Raw genomic sequence first — 401 nt, forward strand, 5'->3', positions numbered from 1 at the left:
TCTCACCCCGGACCGGTGGATGGCCGATTTCGCCGAGCTCGGAATCAAGGACGAGGTCATGCCACTGGTGATGAAGGAGAACGCCATCCGGGTGCTCGGCCTCGACCGAGCCAAGCCGTGAGCACGCAGTGAGAACGAGCACCGAGGCCGAGTGGCTCCTCGACGAGGAGCACCGCGCTCTGCGGGAGCTGGCCGCCGAGGTCGCCGATCGTCAAGTGGCCCCGCATGCCGCCGCAATCGACGAATCGGGGGAGTTCCCAGAGGACTCGCTGGCGGCCCTGACCGCCGCCGGACTGCACGCCATCGGCATTCCCGAGGCGTACGGCGGTCAGGGCGGCGACCACCTCGCGTCGGCGATCGTCGCGGAGGAGATCGCCCGCGCGTGCGCGACCACCCAGCAG

Annotated in this window: 1 protein-coding gene; it reads left to right on the forward strand. The window is 69.8% G+C overall.

From position 1 onward, the window contains the following. Positions 1-128: 128 nt before the first annotated feature. Positions 129-401, forward strand: a 273-nt coding sequence (locus AC1U2B_RS28625) for an acyl-CoA dehydrogenase family protein (protein WP_480219440.1), incomplete at its 3' end; no start/stop codon positions are given.

It is taken from the genome of Mycolicibacterium sp. P4_G11 (assembly GCF_056555145.1).